The organism is Jiella mangrovi (assembly GCF_017815135.1).
GTDB lineage: Bacteria > Pseudomonadota > Alphaproteobacteria > Rhizobiales > Rhizobiaceae > Jiella > Jiella mangrovi.
In genome coordinates, this window is sequence record NZ_JAGJCF010000003.1 from 68,012 (window position 1) to 93,208 (window position 25,197).

Sequence of the window (25,197 nt, forward strand, 5' to 3'; positions counted from 1 at the left end):
GCGGCGCCTCGACCATCGACATGATTATGCTGGAAGCGATCCAGCACGACGTGATTCTCTTTCGCGCCGACCGTAGCGCGCTCAAGCGGCGCTGCTCGGCGATGGCTGGAGAGATCGTCAGAAAGATCGGCGGCAGGGATGCCGCGATCGACCGTTCGCGCCCTGGCATTTCTCTTGCCGTCGCGGCGCTTTTCGCCGGCTGATCTGCGCCTTTTCGGGTATGATCGACCAATACCAAACTGCGGTCATGGGCCACTGGCCTTTTGTCCGTCTTGTGATAGAACGCGCCGCAACATCGATTGTTGAACCGCTCTAAGATAGAGGTCCGATGTCTGTCAGACGTCTCGCGGAAGAGGCCGTGCAACCAGCCGGCTTCGCGTTTAGTGAAGAGAACGCCGCTTGGGCTGAAGCGACGATCAAGAAGTATCCCGAAGGCCGCCAGCAGTCCGCCGTCATCCCGCTTTTGATGCGTGCGCAGGATCAGGACGGCTGGGTGACCAAGTCGGCGGTCGAGCATGTCGCGCAGATGCTCGAAATGCCGCTGATCCGCGTGCTCGAGGTCGCGACCTTCTACACCCAGTTCCAGCTCAATCCCGTCGGCACAAGGGCCCATGTCCAGGTCTGCGGAACGACCCCTTGCATGTTGCGCGGGGCAGAGGATCTGAAAGCGGTCTGTCGCAAGAAGATCCATTCCGAGCAGTTTCATCGCAACGACGCCGGGACGCTTTCGTGGGAAGAGGTCGAGTGCCTCGGTGCCTGCGTGAACGCGCCGATGGTGATGATCTTCTCCGACACCTACGAGGATCTGACGCCGGAGCGGCTGGAAGAGATCATCGACGCCTTCGAGGCTGGCCGTGGCGAGGACATCGAGCCCGGTCCGCAGAACGGACGGCATCTGTCGGTGCCGCTGGGCGGCCTGACGTCGCTGACCGGTGACTATGACGACCTGATCCAGGAACAGAAGCGCGAGACCGGTCGCGGGCCGGCGAACGGTTCGGCGCCGCAAGGCAAGGGCGCTGGCGAGGCTGTTTCGGCGCCACCGTCGGAAGCCGGCCGCCCGAATACGGAATCGGAGCAGACCGACCCGACCTTGCCGACGCCGGGTGCCGGTGACGACGCCAAGGTCGACGAAAGCGCCGAGCGGCGCGAGAGCGACGAGCTGACCGCCGAAGCTCACCGTCCGCATGCCGGCCAGGAGGGCGGTGCCCGCGAAGGATCGACCGACGCTGAAGTCGGCAACGTGCCGGATGATGTCGACGAGAAGACGGGTGGCGACCTTCGGCAGGCCGAGGCTGCTGCCGAAGATGCGGTGATACCGGCTGACAAGCAGCTCGACGACGGGACGGGGGGGCAGCCCTCGCGCCTCGCCGACGACGCGAAGCCGGACGCTGTGCTGGCGTCGCGTCGCGGCGGCGGCCTCACAGAAGGTGAGCGGTCAGGCACGTCCGATATCACCTCCGGCCCGGCCCATGACGATCACTTCGACAGCGAAGCGGAAGAGCCAAAGCCCGAAACCGCGCCGGGCGAAAGGCCCGCGGATCTGCTGTCGGCGCCTGAGGGCGAGAAGGACGATCTGAAGCAGATTCGCGGCATCGGTCCGGTGATCGAAGGCAAGCTCAACGAGCTCGGCGTTTTCCACTTCTGGCAAATCGCCAAATGGCGCGAGGTCGAGCTGATCTGGATCGACGACTTCCTGAATTTCAAGGGTCGTGCGGTTCGCGAGGACTGGACCGGGCAGGCCAAGAGCCTGCAGTCCGGTGCCGGAAAAGGTGAAGGAGAGGCGTGATGCTTCAGGACAAGGACCGGATCTTCACCAACATCTACGGCCTGCGCGACAAGAGCCTGAAGGCTGCGCTGAAGCGCGGCCATTTCGACGGCACCGCCGACATAATCGGCAAGGGCCGCGACTGGATCATCAACGAGATGAAGGCCTCCGGCCTTCGCGGCCGCGGTGGCGCGGGTTTCCCGACCGGTCTCAAATGGTCCTTCATGCCGAAGGAAGTCGGCGAGCGGCCGCATTATCTCGTCATCAATGCCGACGAATCCGAGCCCGGGACCTGCAAGGACCGGGAGATCATGCGCAACGATCCGTTCACGCTGATCGAGGGCTGCATCATCGCCGGTTTCTCGATGCTGGCGCACACCTGCTACATCTATGTCCGCGGCGAGTATGTCCGCGAGCGCGAAGCGCTGCAGCTGGCGATCGACGAGTGCTATGAGCAGGGTTATCTCGGCAAGGACAACAAGTGCGGCTGGGATTATGACATCATCGTCCATCACGGCGCCGGCGCCTACATCTGCGGCGAAGAGACGGCGCTGCTCGAAAGCCTCGAGGGCAAAAAGGGTCAGCCGCGCCTGAAGCCGCCATTCCCGGCGAATGTCGGCCTTTACGGCTGCCCGACGACGGTCAACAACGTCGAGTCGATCGCCGTTGCGCCGACGATCCTGCGCCGGGGCGGTTCCTGGTTCGCCGGCATCGGGCGCCAGAACAACACCGGCACCAAGCTATTCTGTGTTTCCGGCCATGTCGAGCGGCCCTGCACCGTCGAAGAGGCCATGGGCATCTCGTTCCGCGAGCTGATCGAGAAGCATTGCGGCGGCATCACCGGCGGCTGGGACAATCTCCTCGCGGTCATCCCTGGCGGGTCCTCCGTTCCGCTGGTGCCGGGCGCCGACATCATCGACGCGCCGATGGACTTCGACGGGCTGAAGGAGATCAAGACCTCGCTCGGCACGGCGGCCGTCATCGTCATGGACAAGTCCACCGACATCGTGAAGGCGATCGCCCGCATCTCCTATTTCTACAAGCATGAGAGCTGCGGCCAGTGCACGCCTTGCCGCGAGGGCACCGGCTGGATGTGGCGCGTGATGGAGCGCATGGCCACCGGCCATGCCCAGAAGCGCGAGATCGACATGCTGCTCGACGTGACCAAGCAGGTCGAGGGTCACACGATCTGCGCCCTCGGCGACGCGGCTGCCTGGCCGATCCAGGGTCTCGTCCGGCACTTCCGCGCCGAGATCGAGCGCCGGATCGACGAATATTCGCACAACGCCCACGAGGTTCGCCCGGTTCTCGAGGCGGCGGAGTAGGAGCGGGGACGATGGCGGACGAGCCGGACAATCTGGTGCTGCAGCTCTTGCGGGAGATCCGCGCAACGCTCGACGAGCACTCCGAGGAGTTCAAGTCCGTCGGCAGGCGGCTCGACCACATCGACCAGCGGCTCGAGGAAGTTCACGAGACGCTCTACACGGTTGCTGGCGCTGCCGTGCACGCAAATGTCCGCCACGATACGGTGGCGGAGCGGTTGAAGACGCTGGAAGAGCGCGTCTCCCGGCTGGAAGAGAAGGCTTGACGATGGCGAAGCTGAAAGTCGACGGCAACGAGATCGAGGTTCCGGACCATTTCACGCTCCTGCAGGCGTGCGAGGAGGCCGGCGCCGAGATCCCGCGGTTCTGTTTCCACGAGCGGCTGTCGATCGCCGGCAACTGCCGCATGTGCCTCGTCGAAGTGAAGGGCGGACCGCCGAAGCCGGCGGCCTCCTGCGCCATGGGTGTTCGCGATCTGAGGCCCGGGCCGGAAGGCCAGCTGCCCGAAGTCTTCACCAACACGCCGATGGTGAAGAAGGCCCGCGAGGGCGTCATGGAATTCCTGCTGATCAACCACCCGCTGGATTGCCCGATCTGCGATCAGGGCGGAGAGTGCGATCTGCAGGATCAGGCCATGGCCTATGGCGTCGATAGTTCGCGCTACAAGGAGAACAAGCGCGCCGTCGAGGACAAGTATATCGGCCCGCTGGTCAAGACGATCATGACCCGCTGCATCCACTGCACGCGCTGCGTCCGCTTCACGACGGAAGTCGCCGGTATCTCCGAACTCGGCCTCGTCGGCCGCGGCGAGGACGCCGAGATCACCACCTTCCTCGAACAGGCGATGACCTCCGAGCTGCAGGGCAACGTCATCGACCTCTGCCCGGTCGGCGCCTTGACCTCGCGTCCTTACGCCTTCCAGGCCCGCCCGTGGGAGCTGACCAAGACCGAGACGATCGACGTCATGGACGCCGTCGGTTCGGCGATCCGCGTCGATACGCGCGGCCGCGAGGTCCTGCGCATCATGCCGCGGATCAACGAGGCGGTGAACGAGGAGTGGATCTCCGACAAGACCCGCTTCATCTGGGACGGCCTCAGGACCCAGCGTCTCGATCGGCCCTATCTGCGCCGCGACGGCAAGCTCCAGCCGGCGACGTGGCAGGAGGCTTTCGCGGCGATCAAGGACAAGGTGTCGGGAACGGCTCCGGAGAAGATCGGCGCGGTCGCCGGCGATCTTGCCGCCGTCGAGGAAATGTGGGCGCTGAAGAAGCTCATGGCCGAGATCGGTTCGTCCTCTCTCGACTGCCGCCAGGACGGCGCGATGCTGAACCCGGCCGACGGCCGCGGCAGCTATCTCTTCAACACCGGAATCGCCGGGATCGAAGATGCCGACGCGCTGCTCATCATCGGCGCCAATCCGCGCTTCGAGGCGGCGGTGCTCAACACCCGCATCCGCAAGCGCTGGCGGATCGGCGGCTTCCCGATCGGCGTCATCGGCGAGAACGCCAATCTTCGCTACGACTACACCTATCTTGGGGCGGGCACGGACACGCTGTCCGACGTCGCCAAGGCGAGCGAGGGCTTTTTCGACGCGTTGAAGAAGGCCGAGCGGCCGATGATCATCGTCGGTTCCGGCGCGATTTCCGGCGAGAACGGCGCGGCTGTCCTGTCCGCTGCCGCCGCGCTCGCTCGCGAGATCGGCGCACTCGCTGACGGTTGGAACGGCTTCAACGTGCTTCACACGGCGGCGTCGCGGGTCGGCGGCCTCGACATCGGCTTCGTTCCGGGCGAGGGCGGCAAGAGCTTCGCCGAAATGGCCTCCGGCGGCGTCGATGTCCTGTTCAATCTCGGCGCCGACGAGGTCGAGATCGCCCCTGGCCCCTTCGTCGTCTATATCGGCAGCCATGGCGATCGCGGCGCTCACCGCGCCGACGTGATCCTGCCGGGTGCAGCTTATACCGAGAAGGACGGCACCTTCGTCAATCTCGAGGGCAGGGCGCAGGTGGGTTCGCGGGCGTCCTTCCCGCCGGGCGACGCGCGCGAGGACTGGGCGATCATTCGCGCCCTGTCGGCCGTACTCGGCAAGACGCTGTCCTTCGACTCGCTTGCCGGGCTGCAGCGCGATCTGTATCAGTCGCATCCGGGCATGCGCAGCGACCGCGTCGAGCCGGCGGCCCATGACGACGTGCTGAAGCTTGCCGATCGTGGCGGCTCACTCGGTGCCGGTTCACTCGGCTCCAAGCTCGGCGACTTCTACCTGACCAATCCGATCGCCCGGGCATCCAAGGTGATGGCCGAGTGCTCGCGGCTTGCCCGCGGCGAACATCTCGAAGCAGCGGAATAAGGGACCGGCAAACGTGACGGACTTCTTCTCCACCTATGTCTGGCCGGGGCTGATCATTCTCGGCCAGAGCGTCCTGTTCCTGGTCGTTCTGCTCGTTCTGATCGCCTATATCCTTCTGGCCGACCGCAAGATCTGGGCCGCCGTTCAGATGCGTCGCGGCCCGAACGTGGTCGGCCCCTGGGGGCTGTTCCAGTCCTTTGCCGATCTTTTGAAGTTCGTCCTGAAGGAGCCGGTCGTTCCGGCAAGTTCCGACAAGGTGGTCTTCCTTCTGGCGCCGCTGATCGCGGTGACGCTGGCGCTGGCGACCTTCGCGGTCATACCCGTGGCCAATGGCTGGGTGATCGCAAACATCAATATCGGCATTCTCTACGTCTTCGCCATTTCCTCCCTTGAGGTGTACGGCGTCATCATGGGCGGCTGGGCGTCGAATTCGAAATACGCTTTCCTCGGCGCGCTGCGCTCGGCGGCGCAGATGGTCTCCTACGAGGTTTCGATCGGTTTCGTCATCGTTACCGTCCTCCTGTGCGTCGGTTCGTTGAACCTCACCGACATCGTGGTCGCCCAATCCGCCGGCCTCGGGACCATGATCGGCCTGCCAAGCTCGTTCCTCGACTGGCACTGGTTGAGCCTCTTCCCGATGTTCATCGTCTTCTTCATCTCGGCGCTTGCCGAGACGAACCGGCCACCCTTCGATCTCCCGGAAGCTGAATCGGAACTCGTCGCAGGCTTCATGGTCGAATATGGCTCGACGCCGTACATGATGTTCATGCTCGGCGAATATGCCGCCATCACCCTGATGTGCTGCCTGACGACGATCCTGTTCCTGGGTGGCTGGCTGCCGCCTTTCGATTTCATTCCCTTCACCTGGGTTCCGGGCTTCATCTGGTTCCTTCTGAAGGCTGGCCTCGTCTTCTTCATGTTCGCCATGGTGAAGGCCTTCGTGCCGCGCTATCGCTACGATCAGCTGATGCGTCTCGGCTGGAAGGTCTTCCTGCCTCTGTCGCTGGCGATGGTCGTGATCGTCGCCTTCGTCCTGCAGCTTTCGGGCTGGGGTGCGCCGGGCGCATGACTGTCGATCCGGGTGTCCTGGGCGGCCTCGCCGGTCTCGTCGTGGGCCTCGTCGATTTTTACGTGATCGGCGCCGTGGTGGACCGGATGCAGCGCGAGCGACCGGCCGAACGGCTCGGGGCAAAGACGGCGCTGAATGTCGCCCGGATCTCGCAGTTGATCCTGTTTCCGGTGATGGGCTGGTTCGTCGGCCAGACCATCGCCTCGTAAAGTTCAAGGAGGGGGAGGGCGAAGCCCATGTCCCAGATTGCCCAGACCGTCCGTTCGTTGTTTCTGATCGAATTCGTGAAGGCGTTCGGCCTTTCGATGCGATATTTCTTCGCGCCGAAGGCGACGGTGAACTATCCCTTCGAGAAGGGCCCGGTTTCACCACGTTTTCGCGGCGAGCATGCCCTGCGGCGCTATCCGAACGGCCAGGAGCGGTGTATCGCATGCAAGCTGTGCGAGGCGATCTGCCCGGCACAGGCGATCACCATCGAAGCCGGCCCGCGCCGCAACGACGGCACCCGCCGCACGATCCGCTACGACATCGACATGGTGAAGTGCATCTATTGCGGCTTCTGCCAGGAGGCCTGCCCGGTCGATGCCATCGTCGAGGGGCCGAACTTCGAATTCGCGACCGAAACCCGCGAAGAGCTCTACTACGACAAGGAAAAGCTCCTCGCGAACGGTGATCGCTGGGAGCGCGAGCTTGCTCGCAACATTGCGCTCGACGCGCCCTACCGCTAATCGGGCGGCGTCGCGGCGAGTGGGGACCGGCGGAACGAGTCGGTCGCTGACGATCAAACGATGCGGCAAGCCTGCCGCGTACAGGACATGAGGGGAGCCCGAGAATGCTCGGCCTTCAGGCATTCTTTTTCTATATTTTCGCGTTCATCGCCGTGGGCGGTGCGCTCATGGTCGTGTTCGCGCGCAACCCGGTCCATTCGGTCCTGTTCCTGATTCTGACCTTCGTCGCTGCGGCGGGGCTGTTTCTTCTGGCGGGCGCCGAGTTCCTGGCGCTGATCCTGATCGTGGTCTATGTCGGCGCGGTCGCGATCCTGTTCCTCTTCGTCGTCATGATGCTCGATCTCGATCTCGGGCAGATGAAGAAGGGGGCGCTGAGATACGCACCCTTCGGGCTGATCATCGGTCTCGTTCTCCTGGCCGAGTTGATCATCGCGGCGACCGGCGGGGCCTATCACCCCGAACTCTCGCAGACGACGGCGCTGCCGATGCAGCCGCTCTACGAATTGTCGAACATCAATGCCCTCGGCTCGGTGCTCTACACCCGCTACATCCTCTTCTTCCAGCTGGCGGGCCTGATCCTCTTCGTCGCGATGGTCGGAGCGATCGTTCTGACGCTTCGCCACAAGGAAGGCATCAAGCGCCAGTCGATCTCCGCCCAGAACGCGCGGAACCCCGCAACGGCCATCGAGATCCGCAAGGTCGAGAGCGGCCGGGGCCTCTGAGGGACAAGGAACGAGAAAAGCCATGGAAATCGGTCTCGGCCATTACCTGACAGTCGCGGCGATCCTGTTCGTCACCGGCGTCTTCGGCATCTTCATGAACCGCAAGAACATCATCACGATCCTGATGTCGGTAGAGCTGATCCTGCTGTCGGTGAACATCAACATGGTGGCCTTCTCGGCCTTTCTCGGCGATCTCGTCGGCCAGGTTTTTGCGTTGTTCATCCTGACGGTGGCAGCCGCAGAGGCCGCCATCGGCCTCGCCATTCTGGTCGTCTTCTTCCGTAATCGCGGCTCGATCGCCGTCGACGACGTCAACACGATGAAAGGCTGATCGCGGTGTACACGATCATCGTCCTCCTGCCGCTCGCGGGCTTCCTGATCGCCGGGCTGTTCGGCAAGTCGATCGGCGCGAAGGCTTGCGAATACACGCTTTCCGGCTTCATGGTGGTGGCCGCGATCCTGTCCTGGATCGCCTTCCTCTCCTTCGGCTACGGCGAGGGCGAGACCCTGCGCGTTCCGCTGCTCCACTGGATGCAGTCCGGCACGCTCGACGTGGCCTGGTCGCTGCGGATCGACCGCCTGACGCTGGTCATGCTGGTCGTGGTCAACACGGTCTCGACCCTGGTGCACGTCTATTCGATCGGCTACATGCACCACGATCCGCATCGGCCGCGCTTCTTCGCCTATCTCTCGCTCTTCACCTTCGCCATGCTGATGCTGGTGACGTCGAACAATCTCGTGCAGATGTTCTTCGGCTGGGAGGGCGTCGGTCTCGCCTCCTATCTTCTCATCGGTTTCTGGTACAAGAAGCCGACCGCCAACGCTGCGGCGATGAAGGCCTTCGTCGTCAACCGCGTCGGTGACTTCGGCTTTGCCCTTGGCATCTTCGGCGTCTTCGCGCTGTTCGGGTCGGTGAATTTCGATACGATCTTCGCCGGTGCCGCCGATGTCGCGGCGCAGCTTGGCGGCGGCCACGAGGCGGCTGCGGCGGGCGCCGGGGCGGCCGCTCACGGCGCCGGTGACGTCGTTCTCAATTTCGCCGGCTATGGCCTGACCATGGGCAGCGCGCTGACGGTTGTCTGCCTGCTCCTCTTCATGGGCGCGATGGGCAAGTCGGCCCAGCTCGGCCTGCACACCTGGCTGCCGGACGCCATGGAGGGACCGACGCCGGTCTCGGCGCTGATCCACGCGGCGACCATGGTCACCGCCGGCGTCTTCATGCTGGCACGCATGTCCCCGCTCTTCGAGCTCAGCCCGTCGGCTCTGACCTTCGTCACCTTCATCGGCGCGACGACGGCCTTCTTCGCCGCGACGATCGGCCTCGTCCAGAACGACATCAAGCGCGTCATCGCCTATTCGACCTGCTCGCAGCTCGGCTACATGTTCGTCGCCCTCGGCGTCGGGGCCTATGGGCCGGCGATCTTCCATCTGTTCACCCACGCCTTTTTCAAGGCGCTGCTCTTCCTCGGCGCCGGCTCGGTCATCCATGCCGTTTCCGACGAGCAGGACATGCGTCGCATGGGCGGGCTGAGAACCCACATTCCGAAGACGTACTGGATGATGGTGATCGGAACGCTGGCCCTGACCGGATTTCCCTTCACGGCGGGCTACTACTCCAAGGATGCGATCATCGAGGCGGCTTTCGTCGGCCACAACTCCTTCGCCCTGTATGGCTGGGGCATGACGGTGATCGCCGCGGCGCTGACCAGCTTCTACTCCTGGCGCCTGATCTTCATGACCTTCCATGGCAAGCCGCGCGCTTCGGCCGACGTCATGCATCACATCCATGAATCGCCCTTGGTGATGCTGGTGCCGCTCTACGTCCTCGCAGCCGGCGCGCTGTTTGCCGGTATCGTCTTCGAACACTCCTTCATCGGCGAGGGCTACGACGAGTTCTGGCATGCCGCGCTCTATACCGGCGCCGAGAACCACGTGCTCCACGACATGCACGAGATCTCGTTCTGGATCGCCATCCTGCCGACGCTGTGCATGGTGATCGGCTTCGTCGTCGCGTACATGTTCTATATCCGCCAGCCGAGCCTCGCGAAGGAAACGGCCAAGCGCAACCGCGGCCTCTACCAGTTCCTTCTCAACAAGTGGTACTTCGACGAGCTCTACGACTTCCTGTTCGTGAAGCCCTCGCAGCACCTCGGCCGCTTCCTGTGGAAGACCGGAGACGGCAAGGTCATTGACGGGCTCGGGCCCGACGGGGTTTCGGCGCGCGTCCTCGACGTGACTGGACGCGTGGTGCGGCTGCAGAGCGGGTATCTCTATCACTACGCATTCGCGATGCTGATCGGCGTGGCAGCGCTGGTCACCTGGATGATGCTCGGGGGAGCAAGCTGATGACAGACTGGCCGATCCTCTCGACCGTCACCTTCCTGCCGCTGGTGGGCGCGATCCTGATCCTGTTCATCAAGGACGACAACGAGCTCGCGCGGCGCAACGTGCGCAATGTCGCGCTCCTGACGACGGTGTTCACCTTCATCGTCTCGCTGTGGATCTGGATCGACTTCGATCCCGCCGATCCCGGCTTCCAGATGGTCGAACGGGCCGACTGGATCGGTGGCGGCATCACCTATCACATGGGCGTCGACGGCATTTCGATGCTGTTCGTCATCCTGACGACCTTCCTGATGCCGCTTTGCGTGCTCGCCAGCTTCGAGTCCGTCAAGGTGCGGGTCAAGGACTACATGATCGCCTTCCTCGTGCTGGAAACGCTGGTCATCGGTGTCTTCTGTTCGCTCGATCTCGTCCTCTTCTACATCTTCTTCGAGGGCGGCCTGATCCCGATGTTCCTGATCATCGGCGTTTGGGGCGGCAAGCGCCGCATCTATGCGAGCTACAAGTTCTTCCTCTACACCTTCCTCGGCTCGGTGCTGATGCTGATCGCCATCATGGCGATGTACTGGAACGCCGGCACGAGTTCGATCCCCGAGCTTCTGCAGCACAAGTTTCCGGCCTCGATGCAGACCTGGCTCTGGCTCGCCTTCTTCGCATCCTTCGCTGTGAAGATGCCGATGTGGCCGGTCCACACCTGGCTGCCCGACGCTCACGTCGAGGCGCCGACGGCAGGTTCGGTGATCCTCGCCGGCATTCTCCTGAAGCTCGGCGGCTACGGCTTCATCCGCTTCTCCCTGCCGATGTTCCCGATCGCCTCGGCCGATTTCGCGCCCTTCGTCTTCACGCTCTCGGTCGTCGCGATCATCTACACGTCGCTGGTCGCTTTGATGCAGGAGGACATCAAGAAGCTGATCGCCTATTCCTCGGTCGCCCATATGGGCTTCGTGACGATGGGCATCTTCGCCGCCAACGAGCAGGGCGTACAGGGCGCGATCTTCCAGATGCTGTCGCACGGCCTCGTCTCCGGGGCGCTGTTCCTGTGCGTCGGCGTCGTCTACGATCGCATGCACACCCGTGACATCGCGGCCTATGGCGGCCTGGTGAACCGCATGCCCCATTACGCCGTCGTGATGCTGATCTTCACCATGGCGAATGTCGGCTTGCCGGGGACGTCCGGCTTCGTCGGCGAGTTCCTGACGCTGATCGGCGTCTATCAGGTGAACAGCTGGGTCGCGATCTTCGCGACGACGGGCGTCATCCTGTCCGCCGGCTATGCCCTGTGGCTCTATCGCCGGGTCATCTTCGGCGCGCTCGAGAAGGAAAGCCTGCGCTCGATCCTCGATCTTTCGGGGCGCGAGAAGCTGCTGCTGTATCCGCTCGTCGCGCTGGTGATCTTCTTCGGCGTCTATCCGATGCCGGTCTTCGACGTGACGGCGGCCTCGGTGGAGAACCTCGTCAACGGTTACACGGCGGCGCTTGACGCAGCCAACAGCGGATCGGTCGCCGCGCTTCACTGACCGCGACCCAACAACGGACGGGGCGGTCTGGCCGCCTCGCCATGACGACCATTGGAATATCCGCGTCGTGCCAAAGCCGGCGGGGATGTCAAACCTAAGCTTCGAGGCCGTAAGCCCATGATGCCCGATATGCTCTCAAGCAGCCTTCAGATCGCCGCGCCGGAGCTGATCCTTGCGATCGGCGCGATGATCCTCCTGATGATCGGCGTCTTCATGGGTGAGAAGAGCGCGCAGACGATCACGGGTCTATCCGTCGCCGTCATCATCATCGCGGCGCTCTGGCTGATCCTGGTCACGCCGCTCGGTGTCGGCTTCGGCGGCTCCTTCGTTCTCGATCCCTTTGCCCGCTTCATGAAGATCCTCGTCCTCATCGGCTCGGCCGCGGCGGTGATCATGTCGGTGGGCTTTGCTGAAAGCGAGCGCTTCAACCGCTTCGAGTTCCCGGTCCTCGTGCTGCTTTCCACGACCGGAATGATGATGATGGTCTCCGCCGGGGACATGATCGCGCTCTATCTCGGCCTCGAACTGCAGTCGCTGGCGATCTACGTGCTTGCGGCCATCAACCGGGATTCGGTTCGCTCGACCGAAGCCGGCCTGAAATATTTCGTCCTCGGCGCGCTGTCCTCCGGCATGCTGCTTTACGGCGCTTCGATGGTCTACGGCTTCACCGGTCACATCGAGTTCACGCAGATCGCGGCCGTCGCCGCCGAGAGCGGCCGTTCGGTCGGTCTCATCGTCGGCCTCGTCTTCGTCCTGGCCGGTCTCGCCTTCAAGATCTCCGCCGTGCCGTTCCACATGTGGACGCCCGACGTCTACGAGGGTGCGCCGACGCCGATCACCGCCTTTCTTGCCGGTGCGCCGAAGATCGCGGCGATGGCGCTCCTCACGCGCTTCACCGTGCAGGGCTTCGAGCCGCTGTCGGACCAGTGGCAGCAGGTGATCGTCTTCATCTCCATCGCCTCGATGGCCTTCGGTGCCTTCGCCGCCATCGGCCAGCACAATATCAAGCGCCTGATGGCCTATTCCTCGATTGCCCACATGGGCTACGCGCTGGTCGGCCTGGCGGCGGCCAATACGGAGGGTGTGCGCGGCGTCCTCATCTACATGACCGTCTATCTGATGATGACGCTGGGCACCTTCGCGGTCATTCTCGCCATGCGTCGGCGCGACGGCATGGTGGAGGAAATCGACGATCTGTCGGGCCTGTCGCAGACCAATCCGATGATGGCGCTGTTCCTGACCGTGATGATGCTGTCGCTCGCCGGCCTGCCGCCGCTCGCCGGCTTCATCGGCAAGTACTTCGTCTTCATGGCGGCGGTCCATGCCGGGCTCTGGCCGCTGGCGATCATCGGCGTGCTCGCCTCTGTCGTCGGCCTCTTCTACTATCTGCGCATCGTCAAGACGATGTGGTTCGACGAGCCGGCGGAGGCCTTCGTGCCGATGGCGATCGAGCTGCGTGCGGTTCTGTGGGTGACCGGGCTTGTCGTGTTTCCCGTCTATATCTTCGTCAGCGGGCCGATCTTTGCTGCGGCCGAGGCCGCGGCCAAGACATTCTTCTGACGGTGACGGCGGGTTTCGCTCTTTCTCCAACGGCGCTTGGTGACGGGTTCCGGATCGAATCCTTCACCGAGGTCGGCTCGACCAATCAGGTCGCGCTCGAGCGGGCCGGGCAAGGTGATCCCGGCAAGATCTGGCTCGTCACCGGTCATCAGACCGGGGGGCGGGGTCGGCGCGGCCGACCCTGGGATGGACGACCCGGCAATCTTGCCGCAACGCTTCTCCTGCGTCCGAAGGTCGAACTTGCGACGGCGGCTTCGCTCGGCTTCGTGGCCGCTCTCGGCCTGCGCGACGCGCTCCAAGCGGTGATGCCGAGCCGGTCTGTCTCCATCGTTCCCGATGGCGGAGATCTTCGCGGCGGCGGGCGCTTTGCCCTGAAATGGCCGAACGATGTTCTCGCCGACGGGGCGAAGGTCTCCGGCATCCTGCTGGAAACAGCCCAGGGGGGCAGGGACGGTCTGGCTGTGGCCATCGGCATCGGTGTCAACGTCGTCGATCACCCCCGCGACACGCCCTATCCGGCGACCGACCTTTCTGCGATGGGAGCGGGCTGTTCGGCCTCCGACCTCTTCTTTGCTCTCAGCGACGCCTTCGTCGACAATCTCCGGCTCTGGCAGGACGGGCGTGGCATGTCCGCCGTGCGCGACAAATGGCTCCAGGGTGCAACCGGCCTCGGCTCGCAGATTGCGGTCGATCTCGGCGGAAGGATCGTGCGAGGGGTGTTTGAAACCATCGACTCGGACTGCCATCTGGTGGTTCGTGGGCAGGATGGCGAAGAGACGAGAATTGCGGCGGGGGATGTCCATTTCGGCGCGGTCGCGTCGGCCAGAAATTTCAAGGCAGAGGCTCGATGAACAACGAAAACAAGAACGACGAACTGGTCTTCTGCCCTCTCGGTGGTCTCGGCGAGATCGGCATGAATTTCGCGCTCTACGGCTTCGGCCCCGAGGCGGATCGCGAGTGGATCATTGTCGATTGCGGGGTCTCCTTTGCCGGCCCCGACATGCCCGGCGTGGATCTGGTGCTGCCGGATATCCGCTTCATCACCGAACAGCGGCTGAAGCTGAAGGGCATCGTCATCACCCATGCCCATGAGGATCACTACGGCGCTCTGCTCGACCTGTGGCCCCGGCTAAAGGTGCCTGTCTACGCCACCGCCTTCTCGGCCTCGCTTCTGGCCGCAAAGCGCGAGGGCGAGGCGGGTGCGCCGAAGATCCCGGTAACGCTGTTCAAGGCGGGGGACCGGTTTTCGGTCGGGGCCTTCGAGATCGAGGCGGTGAACGTCACCCATTCCATTCCGGAGCCTGTCGCGCTGGCGATCCGCACGCCGGCGGGAACGGTGCTCCATACCGGCGACTGGAAGATCGACGCGACGCCGGTGCTCGGCGCGCCCACCGACGAGGCGCGGCTGCGAGCGATCGGCGACGAGGGCGTTCTTGCCATGATCGCCGATTCGACCAATGCCATGCGAGACGGCATCAGCCCCTCCGAGCGCGAGGTTTCGGCGTCACTGGCCAAGATCATCGCGGATGCGCCGGGCCGCGTGGCGGTGACGACCTTCTCTTCCAATGTCGGGCGTATCCGTGCCGTGGCCGAGGCCGCGCGCGATGCCGGTCGCCAGGTGCTGCTGATGGGGCGCTCCATGCGCCGCGTCGTCGATGTCGCCGACGAACTCGAATATCTGGAAGGTCTGCCGCCGTTCCTGACGGAGCAGGATTTCGGTTACATTCCCCGCGAAAAGGCGGTGATCATCCTCACCGGCAGTCAGGGCGAGCCGCGCGCCGCGCTGGCGCGTCTTTCCCGCGACGAGCACCCTGCGGTCAGCCTTTCGAAGGGCGACATGGTGATCTTCTCGTCGCGCTCCATCCCCGGCAACGAAAAGGGGATCATCGAGATCAAGAACGCGCTGATCGATCGCGGGATCAGGGTTCTGGAGGACAACGAAGCGCTCGTCCACGTTTCCGGTCATCCGCGCCGCAGCGAGATGAAGGCGATGTACGACTGGGTGCGGCCGCAGATCGCGATCCCGGCCCATGGCGAGGCGGCGCATCTCGTGGCGCATGAAAAACTCGCCCGCGAGGCCGGCGTCGAGACCGTGGTCTCGATCCGCAACGGCGCGATGGTCCGTCTGTCGCCGGGGCCTGCGACGGTCATCGACGAGGTGCCGGTCGGACGGCTCTACAAGGATGGCCGGCTGATCGGAACGCCCGAGGAGATGGGCATCGTCGAGCGGCGGCGCCTGTCCTTCGTGGGCCATGTGAGCGTCCATGTCGAGATGACCGCCAAGCTCGCACTTCGCGACGATCCGGAGATGGTGATTCTCGGGCTGCCGCAGGCGGACGAGGAGGGCGACGAGATGGAGGACATCCTCGCCGACGCCGCCGTCGACGCCTTCGAGAGCATTCCGCCGAAGCGCCGGGGTGACATCGAGACGGTTCGCGAGGCCGTCCGCCGGGCGGTGCGTTTCGCCGCCGCCGATGTCTGGGGCAAGAAGCCGATCGTGACGGTGTTCGTGTCGAAGCCATAAGGCTTCGCCAGCCGGAATTCAGCCGCAGCGCCTTACGATGCGCTGCCGGCCAAGCGGGAGGACTGTTTCGATGCTCATGCGTCTCAACCACGTCGCGCTCGCCGTCCCGGACCTTCACGCTGCCGCGGCGACCTATCGCAGCATGCTCGGCGCGAGTGTGTCGGCGCCGCGAGCGTTGCCTGAGCACGGCGTCAGCGTCGTCTTCGTCGAGCTGGAGAACACCAAGATCGAGCTGCTCGAGCCGCTGGGTGAGAATTCCCCGATCGCGGCCTTTCTCGCCAAAAACCCGAATGGCGGCATGCATCATCTGTGTTACGAGGTCGCCGACATCCTCGCCGCGCGGGATCACCTTGTGGCCTCCGGGGCGAGGGTGCTCGGCGACGGCGAGCCGAAGATCGGCGCCCATGGCAAGCCCGTGCTGTTCCTTCATCCAGGCGATGTCCACGGGACGCTGACGGAACTGGAACAGATCTAGCCCTGCCGCGGTCCATATCCCCGTGTTGCCCGGCGCCGAGGGGCAGGCCTTGCCCCGCGTTCTTCAGATCGCCAAATCGGCGCGCCGGGCGCCCTGCGGCCGATCGCACGCAGAAAGGACGCTGTGAGTGTCCAGACCGACGCGTCGCGCTTTCCGAAAAGCGATTCCGATTTTCGGGCCGATGCTGTAGGCCTGATAGCCACGAAGAGCATGGCGGCGCGCGCGGGAGAGAGCGAAGCGTCGCCGCCGGGAGGAGGGTTTCATGGGCATCATTTCAGGCCTGGCGGTCTATTTCATCATCTGGTGGACGACGCTCTTCGTCGTCCTGCCGCTCGGCCACCAGTCCCAGCACGAGGCGGGCGACAGGGCGCTCGGCACGGCCGAAAGCGCTCCCGTCAATGCGCGCATGGGTTTCAAGGTTCTCGTGACAACGATCCTCGCCTCGATCGTGTTTGCGGCGTTCTACGTCGTCACTCAGGTCTGGGGCCTGGGCCCGGACGACTTGCCCCATGTCATTCCCGGGACCTGACGAGCGCGCCGCACGACCTGCGGCTGAAAGCCACGCTCATGTCCCGAGGTCTGGCTGTCCGACGAGCGTTGCGTTCATCGCATATTGCTCAGTAGCGGGTCGTTCACGTTCGAAACGACGCGAATACGCGATCGAATGCAGTCGTGTGATGCATCCGTTTGTGGCGGTCTGAGGGATGCCCGAAAAACCCGCTGGTCGCGCTGTTCGCTGACCAGGCGGTCATGCTCAAAAATTGGACAAAAAAAATGCAAGGCTTTCGCCTTGCATCCAATTCGCGCGCCTGGATTTCACGCCGGACTACGCCGGGGCTGCGGTTTGAGCCGCGCCGGAAATCACGTCCTCCCAAGACTAGACCGCTAAATTTCGCGCCATTCATGGCACGCTTTTTATGCGGCCGAACGTTACCGTCCGATAACCGACTTGTCACGTGAAAATTTACGGGACTGACAGAAAGTGATCTGAGCCGTCACATTTGCTCCTGAACGAACGCTCAGCCACGATGAAGGCGGCTGGCCGTCGGTTGGCGTCGTCGGCATTCTGAGGCATGACATGTTCGCTGCCGTAAGAACGGCCCGGGGGCTGCGAGGATCGTCATCATCGTGTGGCCGCGATTACAGGGTTTGTCTCATCGCTCTCGCCGATCGCCGTGCGGTCATTTTGGAACAGGCGGGCGAGGGCCGTTCGGCGACAGGACGCCGACGGAGGGCGGGGGGCTCGAAAATCCCGTCTTTTCATCACCGGTACGACCGGTTAAGAGCCGGTCCAGTGCGTGCTTTGCGCAAAATCTCTCGATCTGATCGGACCACGGATGCGTCTGTCGCGGTATTTTCTGCCCATCATCAAGGAGAACCCGAAGGAGGCGGAGATCGTCTCCCATCGCCTCATGCTGAGGGCGGGGATGATCCGTCAGCAGGCGGCGGGTATCTATTCCTTCCTGCCGCTGGGAAAGCGGGTTCTCGACAAGGTCTGCGCGATCGTGCGTGAGGAACAGAACCGCTCCGGCGCGCTCGAACTGATGATGCCGACGATCCAGTCCGCCGACCTGTGGCGCGAAAGCGGCCGCTATGACGCCTATGGCAAGGAGATGCTGCGGATCGAGGACCGGCACGAGCGCGAACTGCTCTATGGTCCCACCAACGAGGAGATGGTGACGGACATCTTCCGGTCCTCCGTGCGCTCCTACAAGGACCTGCCGCTCAATCTGTACCATATCCAGTGGAAGTTCCGCGACGAGGTGAGGCCGCGCTTCGGTGTCATGCGTTCGCGCGAGTTCCTGATGAAGGACGCCTATTCCTTCGACATCGATTTCGAGGCCGCGCAAACCGCCTATCACCGGATGTTCGTCGCCTATCTGCGCACCTTTTCGCGCTGCGGCCTCAAGGCGATCCCGATGCGGGCCGACACCGGGCCGATCGGCGGAAATCTCAGCCACGAGTTCATCATCCTCGCCTCGACGGGCGAGAGCGAGGTGTTCTGCCACCGCGAATTCCTCGATCTCGAGGTCCCCGGCGAAGACGTCGATTTCTCCGACGCCGTCTCTTTGGCCTCGATCGTCCAGAATTGGACGACGCCCTATGCGGCGACGGACGAGATGCACGACACGGCGGCCTGGGACGTCTTGCCCGAGGACGACAAGGTTGCCGCGCGCGGCATCGAGGTCGGGCACATCTTCTATTTCGGCACCAAATATTCCGAGGCGATGAATGCCGTCGTCACCGGACCCGACGGCAGGGACGTGCCCGTGCATATGGGCTCCTACGGCATCGGGCCGAGCCGTCTGATCGCCGCGATCATCGAGGCCTCCCACGACGAGAACGGCATCATCTGGCCGAAATCCGTCGCGCCCTTCGATGTCGGGCTGATCAACATGAAGCCCGGCGATGCGGAATGCGACGCCGCCTGCGACAAGATCTACAGCGATCTGGAAGCTGCCGGCATCGACGTCCTTTACGACGACCAGGACACGCGCGCCGGCGCCAAATTTGCCTCGATGGACCTGATCGGCCTGCCGCTGCAGGTGATCGTCGGACCGCGCGGCGCGAAATCCGGCGAGGCGGAGATCAAGATTCGCGCCACGGGAGAGCGAGAGACGATCCCGCTTGACTCGGTCGTCGCCCGGGTGAGCGCAGCGTGAGCCTTCCCGAGTCCCTCACACAGGCGGATGCGAGCCGGTCCAGCAGGCCGTTCTCGCGTTTCGAATGGATGATCGCCGGGCGCTATCTTCGCTCGCGCCGGCGCGATGCCGGTGTCTCGGTCATCGCCGGCTTCTCCTTCGTCGGCATCATGCTCGGCGTTGCCGCCCTCATCATCGTCATGTCGGTGATGAACGGCTTCCGAGGCGAGCTGATGATGCGCATCCTCGGCGTCAACGGCCACGTCATCCTGTATCCGATCGACCAGCCGCTGACCGACTGGGAGGCGGTTGCCAAGCGCATTCAGGGTGTGGACGGCGTCCAGTTCGTCATGCCGATGGTGCAGGGGCAGGTTCTGGCGCAAGGGCCGAACACCGGTTCGACGGGCGCGCTGGTCCGCGGCGTGCGTCTGGCCGATCTGATGAAGCTCGCGCCGGTCTCCGCCAACGTCAAGCTCGGCACCTTGAAGGGCTTCGACACCGGGCAGGGGGTTGCCGTCGGCAGCCGGCTTGCCCAATCGCTGGGCATCGGCCTCGGCGACAACATCACCCTGATCTCGCCCGACGGCGACGTCACGGCCTTCGGCACCGCACCGCGGGTCAAGGCCTATCCGGTGACGGCGATCTTCGAGATCGGCATGTCCGAATATGACGCGGCCTATGTCTACATGCCGCTCACGGAGGCCCAGCTCTTCTTCAACCAGGAGGACCGGGTGCAGTCGATCGAGATCTTCGTCGATCACCCCGACGAGGTGAAGGCCATGCAGCCGAAGATCGAGGCGGCCGCAGGCCGGCCGGTCTACACCGTCACCTGGGAAAGCCAGAACGAGAGCTTCTTCTCGGCGCTCAATGTCGAGCGGAACGTGATGTTCATCATCCTGACGCTGATCGTGCTCGTCGCCGCTCTCAACATCATCTCCGGCCTGTTCATGCTGGTGAAGGACAAGGGCCGGGACATCGCCATCTTGCGGACCATGGGAGCGACCAAGGGGGCCGTCATGCGCGTCTTCCTGATCACCGGAGCCTCGATTGGATTTGCCGGAACGCTGGCCGGATTCGTCCTCGGCCTCCTGTTCTGCATCAACATCGAGAACATCCGGCAGTTCTTTTCCTGGATCACCGGTGTCGTCCTGTTCAATCCGGAGTTCTACTTCCTCAGCCAGCTACCGGCAGAGGTCGATCCGAGCGAGGTGGTCCTCGTCGTCGGCATGGCGATCGGCCTGTCCTTCTTCGCCACGATCCTTCCCTCCTGGCGAGCCTCGCGGCTCGATCCGGTCGACGCATTGCGGTACGAATGATGGCAGAGAACCACGCACTGCGACTGGACCGCGTCGGCAAGGGATACCTGCAGGGCGAAAACCGGCTGACGATCCTCGACGAGGCCGAGCTCAGCCTCGCGCCCGGCGAGATGGTCGCGCTCATCGCGCCGTCCGGCGCCGGTAAGTCGACATTGCTGCACATTGCCGGCCTGCTCGATCGGCCTGATACAGGCGAGGTCTATGTCGGCGGTGTCGCCTGCGGCACGCTTGGCGACGAAAAGCGCACCGCGATGCGCCGCCAGGCGATCGGCTTCGTCTATCAGTTTCATCACCTCCTGCCGGAATTTTCCGCGCTGGAGAACGTCATGCTGCCGCAGATGATCGGCGGCCTGGCACGCAAGGACGCCGCGACGCGGGCCCAGGAACTCCTCGACTACATGCGTATCGGAGCGCGTTCCGAACACAGGCCCGCCGAGCTTTCGGGCGGCGAGCAGCAGCGCGTGGCGATCGCCCGGGCCGTCGCCAATTCCCCGCATGTGCTCCTCGCCGACGAGCCGACCGGCAATCTCGATCCGACCACTTCCGGCTATGTCTTCGATGCCCTGACGGCTCTCGTGCGCCAGTCCGGCGTCGCGGCGCTGATCGCCACCCACAACCACGATCTCGCTCGCCGCATGGACCACGTGATCACGCTCGAAGGCGGCAAGATCATTCCCCTCGACATGCACTGAGCCCGGCGCGAGGCGAGGGCGCCTCGCGGGCCTCTGGCAGGGCACGTTGTCTTTCGTGTAAATCGATGCGCGGGCTCGAGGTCCGTGCTTTTACCTGTGCCAGGTAGCCGGTGCCGCGCGATCGACGTCGGTCGCTTGGCGGCCGTGCGCGCGTTCTGCCCCGTCAGCGTTGAAGCCGGCTCATGGCTAACAAGCTCTCAACGTCGGCCAAGGCACTGATCCGAAATCGCAAATGGTGACACAGCGCTGCAGCATCCATTTCAATGCACGGCACCGCCATGACCTTTTGTATGGCAGGCTGTGGAAAAGCTCTTGACGATTGGAACAGAAAAAGAACAAATGGAGACATAAAGGAAAACGGAGATAACCCCATGCAAGAGATCGCCAAGGATGTCCTTTCCCTCGTTGCCATTTCGGGCTTCCTTTTCGCATTCAGTCTGATCATCCACGCCGTCTGAGCAAACCGGCCCACATGGCGCTTCGTGTCATTGTTCGCGAGCTTTCAGACGCCGTCCAAGGCAGGCGCGTCGGTTTCCTGGGGACGGGTGACGAACGCGTCCTTCCATCGGGCAGCTAGGCGTCATACCGCTCTCAAGTGCGATTGCGTCAAAAGCGGTTTCGATCGCAAAGACCGCTGGGTGATCGGCGGACGAGACAAAGAGGTGCTGCCATGACGGAAACGACGACGGTTTCGAACAATCTGGCCGCGCTGCCCTTCGTTCATTTGCGGGTTCACAGCTCATTCTCGCTTCTCGAAGGAGCGTTGAAGCTCGACCAGATCATCAAGTTCGCGACAAAAGACGACGCCCCGGCGATCGGCATCGCCGACACCAACAATCTGTTCGGTGCGCTCGAATTTTCCGAAAAGGCGTCGAAAGCCGGCATCCAGCCGATCGTCGGCTGCCAGCTCGACGTCGATTTCGCCGACTGCGAGGTCGATACCCGCCCCGGACGGGCCGATCGTGGGCTTTCGCCGATGGGGCAGATCGTTCTGATCGCGGCGAGCGAAGAAGGCTATGCCAATCTCGTCGAGATCGTCTCGCTCGCCTATCTCGGCCATCCCGAGACCCAGCGGCCGCATGTCACGCTCGAATGGATCGCGGCGCGCGCGGCAGGTGTCATCTGCCTCAGCGGCGGCCCGCTTGGTCCGATCGGCTCGGCGCTTGGCGCCGATCGCCCCTCGGTGGCGCGCGAGCGGCTGGAGCGGCTCGCCGCGATATTCGACGACCGGCTTTACGTCGAATTGCAGCGCCAGACAGACTACAATCGCCGCATCGAGGCCGAAAGCGTCGCCTTGGCCTATGATCTCGGCCTGCCGCTCGTCGCGACGAACGAACCCTTCTTCGGCGCGCCGGACGACTTCGAGGCCCATGACGCGCTGCTCGCGGTGGCGGGCAACAGGCTGGTCAGCCACGAGGACCGGCGGCGGCTGACGCGCGACCATTGCCTCAAGACCAAGGCCGAGATGGCGGCGCTTTTCGCCGATCTGCCGGAGGCGCTGGACAACACCGCCCTGATCGCCCGCCGCTGTTCCTACCGTCCGCGCACGCGGGCGCCGATCCTGCCGCGCTTTGCCGGCGCCGATGCCGAGCCGGTCGCTGCCGAGGCGGCGGAGGTGTCGGAGCTGCGCCGGCAGGCCTTTGAGGGACTGGAGATGCGTCTGCAGAAGCTCGGCTGCGCGCCGGGCGTATCGGAGGAAGCCTACCGCGAGCGTCTCGAATTCGAGCTCGGCATCATCGAGCGGATGAAATTTCCCGGCTACTTCCTGATCGTCTCGGACTTCATCAAATGGGCAAAGGCGCAGGGCATCCCGGTCGGGCCGGGACGTGGATCGGGCGCCGGTTCGCTCGTCGCCTATTCGCTGACGATCACCGATCTCGACCCCTTGCGCTTTTCCCTCCTGTTCGAGCGCTTTCTCAATCCCGAGCGTGTTTCGATGCCGGATTTCGACATAGACTTCTGCCAGGACCGGCGTGAGGAGGTCATCCGTTACGTCCAGGAGAAATACGGCCGCGAGCAGGTCGGCCAGATCATCACCTTCGGAACGCTCCAGGCCCGCGCCGTCCTGCGCGACGTCGGCCGCGTTCTGGAGATGTCTTACGGCCAGGTCGACAAGCTGTGCAAGCTGGTCCCGCAAAACCCGGCCAATCCGGTGACGCTCGCCCAGGCACTGGAAGAGGAACCGCGGCTCGCGGAAGCGCGCAAGGACGAGGAGGTCGTCGATCGCCTGATCTCGATCGCGTTGAAGCTCGAGGGTCTCTATCGCCACGCCTCGACCCACGCCGCGGGCATCGTCATCGGCGATCGGCCGCTGTCGCAGCTCGTGCCGATGTATCGCGATCCGCGCTCCGACATGCCGGTCACCCAGTTCAACATGAAGTGGGTGGAGCCAGCGGGGCTGGTCAAGTTCGACTTCCTCGGTCTGAAGACCCTGACGACGCTGAAGACGGCTGTGGATCTCATTGCCCGCAAGGGGATCGAGATCGATCTGTCGGCGCTGCCGCTCGACGACAAGAAGAGCTACGACATGCTGACCCGCGGCGAGACCGTCGGGGTGTTCCAGGTGGAATCGGTCGGCATGCGCAAGGCCCTGATCGGCATGCGGCCCGACTGTCTGGAGGACATCATCGCGCTGGTCGCCCTTTATCGGCCGGGTCCGATGGAGAACATCCCGACCTACAATGCCCGCAAGCACGGCGAGGAGGAGCCCGACTTCCTCCACCCGATGATCGAGCCGATCCTGAAGGAGACGCAGGGCGTCATCATCTATCAGGAGCAGGTGATGCAGATCGCCCAGGTCCTGTCGGGCTACTCGCTCGGCGAGGCCGATCTTCTGCGCCGCGCCATGGGCAAGAAGATTCGCGCGGAGATGGACAAGCAGCGGGTCCGCTTCGTCGACGGGGCGGTGAAGAACGGGATCGCCAAATCCCAGGCGAATACGATCTTCGATCTCCTCGCCAAGTTCGCCGACTACGGCTTCAACAAGTCCCATGCGGCCTGCTACGCGCTCGTCGCCTATCAGACCGCCTATCTCAAGGCCAACTATCCGGTCGAGTTTCTCGCCGCGTCGATGACGCTCGACAACGGCAACACCGACAAGCTGAACGATTTCCGCTCCGATGCGCGCCGCCTCGGCATCGAAGTCGTCCCGCCGTCGGTCCAGACTTCCTACAAGGCGTTCGAGGTCGGCGAGAACAAGATCTTCTACGCGCTGGCGGCGATCAAGGGCGTCGGCGAACACGCCGTCGAGCACATCGTCGAACGGCGTGGCGACAAGCCCTTCGCCTCGCTGGAGGATTTCTGTGCCCGTATCGATCCGAAGATCGTCAACAAGCGGACCTTGGAATTCCTCGTCGCCGCCGGTGCGCTCGACTGCTTCGGCCAGGACCGAGCGGTCCTTTACGCCAATATCGAGCGGATGATGGGATATGCGCTGCGCATGTCCGAGGGACGTGCGTCGGGCCAGGACGACATGTTCGGCGCGGCCCTTGGCGGCGCCCCGGAGCCGCTCGCCCTCAATCCGGCGCAGCTTTGGACCGCGTCGGAGAAGCTGATGAAGGAATTCCAGGCGGTCGGTTTTTATCTCTCCGCTCATCCGCTCGACGAGTACAAGGATGTCCTGCGGCGTCTCAGGGTCCAGTCCCATTCCGATGTCGTGGCGGCCGTCAAGCGCGGGGCGAGCGCCGGGCGTCTTGCCGGCACGGTGACGTCCCGCCAGGAGCGCAAGACCCGCACCGGCGGCAAGATCGGCATCGTGCAGCTCTCCGACGCGAGCGGCCAGTACGAGGTGGTGCTGTTCTCCGAAGCGCTCGTCGCGTTCCGCGACGTTCTCGAACCCGGCGCCTCGGTGATCGTCACGGTCTCGGCCGAGGAACGGCCGGAAGGCATCTCGCTGCGGGCCCAGCAGGTCCAGTCGCTGGAGGACGAGGCCGTGCGCAGCCAGAAGGCGCTGCGCGTGTTCATGCGCGATGCAAAGCCGCTTTCGGTGTTTCGCAGTCAGCTGTCGAGCCAGGGCGACAGCGAGGTCTCGCTCATTCTCGTGCGTGACGACGGCGAGCGCGAGGTCGAGATCACTTTGCCGGGCCGCTATCGCGTGTCGCCGCAGATGGCGAGCGCGGTGAAGGCCGCGCCCGGCGTCATCGACGTCGAACTCCTTTAGAGCCCGTGCGTGCGAATGG

At 63.9% G+C, this 25,197-nt stretch carries 21 protein-coding genes; all 21 read left to right on the forward strand.

The annotated features are described in order from the left end of the window. Nucleotides 1-26 precede the first annotated feature (26 nt). On the forward strand, nucleotides 27-203 hold the full coding sequence (locus J6595_RS05540; RefSeq protein WP_209593470.1) for a hypothetical protein: 177 nt from the start codon (nucleotides 27-29) through the stop codon (nucleotides 201-203). A 125-nt stretch (nucleotides 204-328) separates the two neighbouring features. Further along, nucleotides 329-1,786: an NADH-quinone oxidoreductase subunit NuoE gene (gene nuoE / locus J6595_RS05545; RefSeq protein ID WP_209593471.1), complete on the forward strand. Its 1,458-nt coding sequence runs from the start codon at nucleotides 329-331 to the stop codon at nucleotides 1,784-1,786. Then, complete coding sequence (nuoF, locus tag J6595_RS05550; RefSeq protein ID WP_209593472.1) at nucleotides 1,786-3,090, forward strand: NADH-quinone oxidoreductase subunit NuoF; 1,305 nt, start codon at nucleotides 1,786-1,788, stop codon at nucleotides 3,088-3,090. Before nuoE ends, nuoF begins: the two co-directional genes overlap by 1 nt. A gap of 11 nt (nucleotides 3,091-3,101) precedes the next feature. After that, on the forward strand, nucleotides 3,102-3,353 hold the full coding sequence (locus J6595_RS05555) for a hypothetical protein (protein WP_209593473.1): 252 nt from the start codon (nucleotides 3,102-3,104) through the stop codon (nucleotides 3,351-3,353). Nucleotides 3,354-3,355: 2 nt separating this feature from the next. Next, entirely contained in the window at nucleotides 3,356-5,431 is a 2,076-nt protein-coding gene (gene nuoG / locus J6595_RS05560) for an NADH-quinone oxidoreductase subunit NuoG (protein ID WP_209593474.1), read from the forward strand. 13 nt (nucleotides 5,432-5,444) lie between these two features. Beyond that, the gene (gene nuoH / locus J6595_RS05565; protein ID WP_209593475.1) at nucleotides 5,445-6,500 is read left to right on the forward strand and encodes an NADH-quinone oxidoreductase subunit NuoH; all 1,056 of its coding nucleotides are present in this window, start codon (nucleotides 5,445-5,447) and stop codon (nucleotides 6,498-6,500) included. Further along, entirely contained in the window at nucleotides 6,497-6,709 is a 213-nt protein-coding gene (locus J6595_RS05570; protein ID WP_209593476.1) for a hypothetical protein, read from the forward strand. Before nuoH ends, J6595_RS05570 begins: the two co-directional genes overlap by 4 nt. 27 nt (nucleotides 6,710-6,736) lie before the next feature. Then, entirely contained in the window at nucleotides 6,737-7,228 is a 492-nt protein-coding gene (gene nuoI / locus J6595_RS05575) for an NADH-quinone oxidoreductase subunit NuoI (RefSeq protein WP_209593477.1), read from the forward strand. Between the two features lie 104 nt (nucleotides 7,229-7,332). Continuing rightward, nucleotides 7,333-7,950 (forward strand): NADH-quinone oxidoreductase subunit J, encoded by a 618-nt coding sequence (locus J6595_RS05580; RefSeq protein ID WP_209593478.1) that lies wholly within the window; start codon nucleotides 7,333-7,335, stop codon nucleotides 7,948-7,950. Between the two features lie 22 nt (nucleotides 7,951-7,972). Continuing rightward, on the forward strand, nucleotides 7,973-8,281 hold the full coding sequence (nuoK, locus tag J6595_RS05585; RefSeq protein ID WP_207348827.1) for an NADH-quinone oxidoreductase subunit NuoK: 309 nt from the start codon (nucleotides 7,973-7,975) through the stop codon (nucleotides 8,279-8,281). Nucleotides 8,282-8,286: 5 nt separating this feature from the next. Further along, entirely contained in the window at nucleotides 8,287-10,296 is a 2,010-nt protein-coding gene (nuoL, locus tag J6595_RS05590) for an NADH-quinone oxidoreductase subunit L (RefSeq protein ID WP_209593479.1), read from the forward strand. After that, nucleotides 10,296-11,810 carry an NADH-quinone oxidoreductase subunit M gene (locus tag J6595_RS05595; RefSeq protein ID WP_209593480.1) on the forward strand — a complete coding sequence of 505 codons (1,515 nt, stop codon included), beginning with the start codon at nucleotides 10,296-10,298 and terminating at the stop codon, nucleotides 11,808-11,810. Before nuoL ends, J6595_RS05595 begins: the two co-directional genes overlap by 1 nt. Nucleotides 11,811-11,927: 117 nt before the next feature. Then, entirely contained in the window at nucleotides 11,928-13,370 is a 1,443-nt protein-coding gene (gene nuoN / locus J6595_RS05600) for an NADH-quinone oxidoreductase subunit NuoN (RefSeq protein ID WP_209593481.1), read from the forward strand. A gap of 2 nt (nucleotides 13,371-13,372) precedes the next feature. After that, nucleotides 13,373-14,221: a biotin--[acetyl-CoA-carboxylase] ligase gene (locus tag J6595_RS05605; RefSeq protein WP_209593482.1), complete on the forward strand. Its 849-nt coding sequence runs from the start codon at nucleotides 13,373-13,375 to the stop codon at nucleotides 14,219-14,221. Continuing rightward, nucleotides 14,218-15,894 carry a ribonuclease J gene (locus tag J6595_RS05610; protein WP_209593483.1) on the forward strand — a complete coding sequence of 559 codons (1,677 nt, stop codon included), beginning with the start codon at nucleotides 14,218-14,220 and terminating at the stop codon, nucleotides 15,892-15,894. The genes J6595_RS05605 and J6595_RS05610 overlap by 4 nt, the downstream gene beginning before the upstream one ends. 70 nt (nucleotides 15,895-15,964) lie before the next feature. Beyond that, complete coding sequence (mce, locus tag J6595_RS05615; RefSeq protein ID WP_209593484.1) at nucleotides 15,965-16,369, forward strand: methylmalonyl-CoA epimerase; 405 nt, start codon at nucleotides 15,965-15,967, stop codon at nucleotides 16,367-16,369. Between the two features lie 262 nt (nucleotides 16,370-16,631). Next, entirely contained in the window at nucleotides 16,632-16,898 is a 267-nt protein-coding gene (locus J6595_RS05620; RefSeq protein ID WP_209593485.1) for a DUF1467 family protein, read from the forward strand. Between the two features lie 808 nt (nucleotides 16,899-17,706). Further along, complete coding sequence (proS, locus tag J6595_RS05625; RefSeq protein ID WP_209593486.1) at nucleotides 17,707-19,032, forward strand: proline--tRNA ligase; 1,326 nt, start codon at nucleotides 17,707-17,709, stop codon at nucleotides 19,030-19,032. Between the two features lie 68 nt (nucleotides 19,033-19,100). Continuing rightward, the gene (locus J6595_RS05630; protein ID WP_209593817.1) at nucleotides 19,101-20,327 is read left to right on the forward strand and encodes a lipoprotein-releasing ABC transporter permease subunit; all 1,227 of its coding nucleotides are present in this window, start codon (nucleotides 19,101-19,103) and stop codon (nucleotides 20,325-20,327) included. Continuing rightward, the gene (locus J6595_RS05635) at nucleotides 20,327-21,019 is read left to right on the forward strand and encodes an ABC transporter ATP-binding protein (RefSeq protein ID WP_209593487.1); all 693 of its coding nucleotides are present in this window, start codon (nucleotides 20,327-20,329) and stop codon (nucleotides 21,017-21,019) included. The genes J6595_RS05630 and J6595_RS05635 overlap by 1 nt, the downstream gene beginning before the upstream one ends. A 670-nt stretch (nucleotides 21,020-21,689) precedes the next feature. Continuing rightward, nucleotides 21,690-25,178 carry a DNA polymerase III subunit alpha gene (gene dnaE, locus J6595_RS05640; RefSeq protein ID WP_209593488.1) on the forward strand — a complete coding sequence of 1,163 codons (3,489 nt, stop codon included), beginning with the start codon at nucleotides 21,690-21,692 and terminating at the stop codon, nucleotides 25,176-25,178. Nucleotides 25,179-25,197 lie beyond the last annotated feature (19 nt).

Coding starts and splice junctions, on each gene's coding strand:
- mce (WP_209593484.1), top strand. CDS start 15,965: ATGCTCATGCGTCTCAACCACGTCGCGCTCGCCGTCCCGGACCTTCAC.
- proS (WP_209593486.1), top strand. CDS start 17,707: ATGCGTCTGTCGCGGTATTTTCTGCCCATCATCAAGGAGAACCCGAAG.
- J6595_RS05570 (WP_209593476.1), top strand. CDS start 6,497: ATGACTGTCGATCCGGGTGTCCTGGGCGGCCTCGCCGGTCTCGTCGTG.
- J6595_RS05555 (WP_209593473.1), top strand. CDS start 3,102: ATGGCGGACGAGCCGGACAATCTGGTGCTGCAGCTCTTGCGGGAGATC.
- J6595_RS05540 (WP_209593470.1), top strand. CDS start 27: ATGCTGGAAGCGATCCAGCACGACGTGATTCTCTTTCGCGCCGACCGT.
- J6595_RS05635 (WP_209593487.1), top strand. CDS start 20,327: ATGGCAGAGAACCACGCACTGCGACTGGACCGCGTCGGCAAGGGATAC.
- J6595_RS05620 (WP_209593485.1), top strand. CDS start 16,632: ATGGGCATCATTTCAGGCCTGGCGGTCTATTTCATCATCTGGTGGACG.
- J6595_RS05610 (WP_209593483.1), top strand. CDS start 14,218: ATGAACAACGAAAACAAGAACGACGAACTGGTCTTCTGCCCTCTCGGT.
- nuoE (WP_209593471.1), top strand. CDS start 329: ATGTCTGTCAGACGTCTCGCGGAAGAGGCCGTGCAACCAGCCGGCTTC.
- nuoN (WP_209593481.1), top strand. CDS start 11,928: ATGATGCCCGATATGCTCTCAAGCAGCCTTCAGATCGCCGCGCCGGAG.
- J6595_RS05630 (WP_209593817.1), top strand. CDS start 19,101: ATGATCGCCGGGCGCTATCTTCGCTCGCGCCGGCGCGATGCCGGTGTC.
- nuoI (WP_209593477.1), top strand. CDS start 6,737: ATGTCCCAGATTGCCCAGACCGTCCGTTCGTTGTTTCTGATCGAATTC.
- J6595_RS05580 (WP_209593478.1), top strand. CDS start 7,333: ATGCTCGGCCTTCAGGCATTCTTTTTCTATATTTTCGCGTTCATCGCC.
- nuoF (WP_209593472.1), top strand. CDS start 1,786: ATGCTTCAGGACAAGGACCGGATCTTCACCAACATCTACGGCCTGCGC.
- dnaE (WP_209593488.1), top strand. CDS start 21,690: ATGACGGAAACGACGACGGTTTCGAACAATCTGGCCGCGCTGCCCTTC.
- J6595_RS05595 (WP_209593480.1), top strand. CDS start 10,296: ATGACAGACTGGCCGATCCTCTCGACCGTCACCTTCCTGCCGCTGGTG.
- nuoG (WP_209593474.1), top strand. CDS start 3,356: ATGGCGAAGCTGAAAGTCGACGGCAACGAGATCGAGGTTCCGGACCAT.
- nuoK (WP_207348827.1), top strand. CDS start 7,973: ATGGAAATCGGTCTCGGCCATTACCTGACAGTCGCGGCGATCCTGTTC.